The following is a 4007-nucleotide window of genomic DNA, read 5'->3' on the forward strand; positions in this document are numbered from 1 at the left end:
GGAACTTTCGCCCCCGAGGTTTCCCGCCACCTCGCTGTCCTGCGCCGCGAGGGTGAGCAAGCGCTCAGACACCGCCTCAGGGAGGGCACAGGACCATGCCGGTCGTCGACGCGTGGATGCAGCACCCCACTCTCCGTCACTCCAACCACGAGATGTTCGAGTCCCTGCGCCGCTGGACCGGCATGGAAACGCTGGAGGAGGAGCTGCCGGTCGAGGTCACCCTGGCCGCGCTGGCGAAGGCCGGGGTGGACACCGGCCTGGCCTCGGCCTGGTACGGACCCCAGGGCGCCCTGATCACCAACGACGAGGTCGCCGGGTTCGTGGCCCGGTCGGACGGGCGGCTGCGCGGGGTGGCGGGCGCCGACCTCACCCGTCCCGTCGCCGCGGTGCGCGAACTCCGGCGGGCCGTCGAGGAGCTGGGCTTCGTGGCCCTGCGGATCATTCCGTGGCTGTGGCAACTGCCGCCCACCGACCGGCTCTACTACCCGCTGTACACCGCCTGCGCCGAACTCGGCGTCCCCTTCTGCACCCAGGTCGGGCACACCGGACCGCTACGCCCCTCCGAGACCGGCCGCCCCATCCCCTACATCGACCAGGTCGCGCTCGACTTCCCCGAACTGACCATCGTCTGCGGGCACATCGGCTACCCGTGGACCACGGAGATGATCGCGGTCGCCGACAAGCACGCCAACGTGTACATCGACACCAGCGCCTACACCAGCCGCCGCTATCCCCCGGAGCTGGTCGCGTATCTGCGCGGCCGGGGACGGCGGAAGGTCCTGTCGGACGCGTTCCAGGCGCGGATCACCGCCCGCGGCGTCCAGCGGACCGGCGATCACACCGATGCGGCGCCGGCCGGTGGCCGCCACGTGCGCCAGCGCCTCACCGACCGCGCCGTCGGCGTCGGGCGTCACCAGGTCGACGTCACCGAACGAGACGTCGGCGCTGACCACCGCCGGGATTCCGGCGGCACGCAGTTCGTCGAAGGCGTCGGTGGGGAGCCGGAACGGCGTCATCACCACGCCGGCGAACCGCTGGTGCACCACTTCGTGCAGCAGCGCCTCCTCCTCGTCGCGCCGGGCTCCCGTACTGCTCACCAGCACGTGGTAGCCCCGGCCGCGCAACTCGTCCTGGATGGAGCGGGCGAGCAGCGCGTAGAAGGGGTTGGCGATGTCGGGCACGACCAGGGCGACCATGGTGGACTTGCCCGTACGGAGGCTGCGGGCGACGGGGTTGAGAGTGAAGCCGAGCCGCTCGATGGCCGATTCGACCGCTTTGCGCGTTTCCTCCGCGACCGGACGTTTTCCGCTCAGGACATACGAGACGGTGGCGGACGAGACTCCCGCGGCCCGCGCCACATCGCTCATGGTCACCCGCTGCCGCATCGGCGTCCGCCCCTTCTCCGACCGCAACCCTACCGGCGCCCGCCCGTCGGCGAGGTACCGGTAGGCCGCGACCCGTCTCGCATCCGCGCAGGTCCGCGCCCCCGGCGGGCCGGACCTCCGCCGCCGCCGCTCCCGGCGCGGGGGCCGGAACCCCGGCCGCGCAGGCCTCCCCCGGCAGGCCGGCACCGGGGTCACGGGGCCGCTCGGAATCTTCGCGATGCCCCCAAGACGGTCAACCGTCAACGAAACACCCATAGTCACCCGATGGCGGAGGTCCGTGATCCCGAGGGGCCTCGCCTCCCGGCTCTTGGCCAAAGGTGACCATACTGGGAGGGCACACCACACCCCAGCAGCAAAGTGACTCATGCCGAAGTCCTCCACAGAGCGTCTCAACGCCCCGGAAACGGTCTGGCTGGCCGCCGGGCGCCACACAGGTCCCGCCCCGCAGGCGGCCGTCCGGGAGCACCTGCGGGAACTGAAGAACAGGGAAAGGATCCAGGACTTCCTGGAGAAGGAGAACTCCACGACGCCGGACGGGCATGTCTTCGAGGCCCGCTGGTTCGTCGAGGACGAAGTGACCGTGCGGGCGCGGCTCACCACCGACGGACGTCCGCACGTGGACGGCGAGCGGCGCTGGACGCTGGCGGCCGAGGCGGAGCGGCCCTGGGATCCCGGGTGGCCCTCCCCCGCCGCACTCCTCTGGCCCGAGCGGAGCGGCCTCTCCTGGGACCGTGACGCCGCGGCCGGTCTGCTGTTCCAGGGCGTCAACCCGCTGCCCAAGGACGACGCGGCGCTGCGTCGTCTGCTCAAGGACATCGCCCGGCACAGTTGGAGCGTCAACGTCGTCGTGCACGAGGCCATGACCCCCGACGCCGAGGGCCGCCTCCCGCTGGTCCGGCTGCTGCCGCCCGCGCTGCTGCATCGCGTCGTGGAACACCGGGCCACGCCCGAGCAGTTCCACGCCGTCAACTGGGCGCTCGGCGACCTCGGGACGTCCGTGCCGCGGGGCGGCGCCGTCATCCTGTCCGGCACGCCGGCGCGGACCGGGTTCGACGAGCAGGCGTTCAGGGTGCGCAGCGTCTTCCTCGACGGCTCCGAGCCCACGGAACTCCTCGACAAGGTCGTACAGTTCGCGGCGCTGCCCTGGCCGCTGCCGGACGACGCGGCGGCGGCCTTCACGGCGCTCCGCGAGGAGTGGAGCCTGCTGACCCTCGAAGAGGAACTCGTCCGCGCGCGGACCCTGGTGGCCTCGTACTCCGAGGCTCTGGAGGCGATGACGACGTCGCGCGACCTGTACCGGGAGGCGACCGAGCTCGCGCACGCGGCGCTCGCCGATATGGCCGAGTACCGCGACGCCGCGTCCGCCGCGCGGGGTTCCGCTCAGGGGCAGGAAAGGCATCCGCTGACGAAGACGCTCCAGCGCGTCACGGACTCGCTGCTGCCCCGGCGGGCGCAGCGCGTCGACGCCCGTCTCCAGGAAGCGCGCGAGAGCGAGCGGCGGGCCCGCGAGGCCTCCGAGTGACCCAGGGCGCGGGGGACGGCGCACCGGCCTCCCCCCGCGCCCGTCACCGATCACACCCGGCTCCCGTGGCGTGGGCCCCGGCCCTCGCGGCGTGGGCCCCGGCCCGGTGGCCGGCCCCGCGCGGTACGGCCGTTCGGCCGCTCCTGACCGTCGGGCGAACCGCCCTCGTCGAGGGCGGCTGTCCATCGGGTACGGGCTCTTGGCGGCCCGGGCCGCGTCAGGCGCCGCGCCAGATGTTGGCGAACGCCGCGCTCTCGATGACCCGGCGCTGGCGGACGGCCTCCAGTTCCATCACCGCGTCGTGCACGGCGACCAGGACGGTCGTCACCGCCTCGTCCTCGACCGAGGAGTTGTCATCGGCCTCCTCGGCGGGGATTCCGACGACTTCGGCGAGCGCGGCGAGGACGGGCTCGTCAGCCGCCCAGCGGTGCATCGCCCGAGTGCGGGCCGGTGAGTCCACCAGCTCCATGCGGTCGGGGCCGAAGGGCAGTCGGCCCCGCCGTTGCCGGGTGAGCTGGCCCGTCTGTTCGAGGTCGGTCTGATAGACCTTGGCCAGATCGCGCCCCCTGCGCCAGAGCCAGTCCTGGACGCGCTCGTACGGAACCTGCCGCACGAGCGAGGACGCCGCCTCGCCCAGAAGACGGTCGTTCGTGGCCGGCTGTCTCGCCGGTGTCATCCGGTCACCGTCCAGCGTGATCACCTCGCCGGCGAGAAGATCGATCACCTCGGCTCCGGCGAGGGCGAGCGACAGGTCGCCCTGCCCCACAGAACGTTCCGGCTCCTTGTCCATCGTGATGATGAACAAGTCCCTGGCCGTGGTCACGAACGGCTCCCCTCGGAGTACTTCGCCCGGCGCGACCGTCACGCATCGGATCCAGCGCATCCACCGCGCCGGCCTCCGCGGGCGATCCGTCGTCCGCTGAGGAAGGGCACGTCACGCTCGTGATCGTAACTCCCGGCACACCGGTGCGTCAGTGAGCCGCGGGCTCGGCCGGTCGGCGACATGCCGTGGCCTGCACGCTCGGCATCACCCTGCTGGCCGCCTCGGTCCGGCAGAACCTGCCCGAAGGGGCCGACTCGCTCGGCACGTTGCTCACCGC

At 72.4% G+C, this 4007-nt stretch carries 2 protein-coding genes and 2 pseudogenes; 2 read left to right on the plus strand and 2 right to left on the minus strand.

The window, feature by feature from the left end:
- Positions 1-182: 182 nt before the first annotated feature.
- Positions 183-719, plus strand: a pseudogene (locus ACWEBX_RS37840) (amidohydrolase family protein); the annotation flags it as partial.
- A 159-nt stretch (positions 720-878) separates the two neighbouring features.
- Here ACWEBX_RS37840 and ACWEBX_RS37845 read toward each other — a convergent pair.
- A pseudogene (locus tag ACWEBX_RS37845) lies at positions 879-1751 on the minus strand (LacI family DNA-binding transcriptional regulator); the annotation flags it as partial.
- Between ACWEBX_RS37845 and ACWEBX_RS37850 the strand changes: the two are divergent.
- Complete coding sequence (locus ACWEBX_RS37850; RefSeq protein ID WP_451889270.1) at positions 1750-2907, plus strand: hypothetical protein; 1158 nt, start codon at positions 1750-1752, stop codon at positions 2905-2907. The pseudogene ACWEBX_RS37845 and the gene ACWEBX_RS37850 sit on opposite strands and share 2 nt — an antisense overlap.
- A 217-nt stretch (positions 2908-3124) precedes the next feature.
- Here the strand turns inward: ACWEBX_RS37850 and ACWEBX_RS37855 are convergent, their stop codons facing one another.
- Positions 3125-3730 carry a GOLPH3/VPS74 family protein gene (locus ACWEBX_RS37855; protein ID WP_451889271.1) on the minus strand — a complete coding sequence of 202 codons (606 nt, stop codon included), beginning with the start codon at positions 3728-3730 and terminating at the stop codon, positions 3125-3127.
- Positions 3731-4007 lie beyond the last annotated feature (277 nt).

Source organism: Streptomyces sp. NPDC005070 (assembly GCF_053600395.1).